This is a genomic window from Flavobacterium sp. GQ95 (assembly GCF_059758655.1).
The window spans coordinates 1-893 of sequence record NZ_JCAXEB010000054.1; the positions used below are offsets into that span (position 1 = coordinate 1).

Annotated in this window: 1 protein-coding gene; it reads right to left on the bottom strand. The window is 42.1% G+C overall.

The genetic code is table 11. From position 1 onward, the window contains the following. A partial coding sequence (locus AC6CH4_RS25895; protein ID WP_498108209.1) for a discoidin domain-containing protein occupies nt 1-893 on the bottom strand: 893 nt, incomplete at both ends.

The following is an 893-nucleotide window of genomic DNA, read 5'->3' on the forward strand; positions in this document are numbered from 1 at the left end:
TCTGAGTAGTTTTAGTATGGCTGCCTTCTGTGTTGCTCGCCGTAAGCTCCACACTATACAGACCGGCCTCTGTAAAAACAAATTTTGGATTTTGCTCTACAGAGGTAAATTTCACAACCCCGTCCTTGCTGATTTTCCATAACCACGAAACAGGCGCATTGCCGGATCGATCCTGCAACAAAACCGGTTCCCCTGCTAAAACCTGCGTTACGTTATCATTTGCACGTTTTACATCTAATTCTCTTATAAGAGCATACATAAAACCCTCAATTCCGGATAAAGCCTTAAACCGGATGTAGCGGGCAGTAACCGCTGAAAAAGATTCTTCTTTTATAGCCTTCGTTTTATCCCAGGTACCTGTTTTTACCACGATCCAGTTTTCCCCGTCAGAGCTTACCGAAAACTCAAAATCTTTAATAAGACCATAGACAGGATCTGTTTCGGCCCTAAACCCGTCTATTTTACAGGCAACCCCCATATCAATCTGAATTTCATGCGGATATACAGCTGTCTTAAAATTGCTTTGCCAATAAGTATGAATTAAACCATCAAAAACCCGGTATGCACCATTATATCCTTCTTCACTACTTACCGATTTTAAAACCCAGCCTGTTTTAGGTACATAATTTAAAACAGCAAAATCTGCTAACGGAGGCGCTGTTACCCTAATCCTGTCTGTTGCTTTTTTTGTATCGTTGCCAAAAGCATTCCTTGCCCTACATTCGATACTGTATAATCCTGATTCAGCAAATACAAAACCTGGGTTTTGCTGCTCGGAACCAAACACTACACCCCTATCCTTGTTGCCGGCTTTCCACGACCAGCAAACAGGATCAGTAGTCGCGGTACCTGTAAAAACTACACTTTCACCTGTTTTGATCACTTTCGACAAG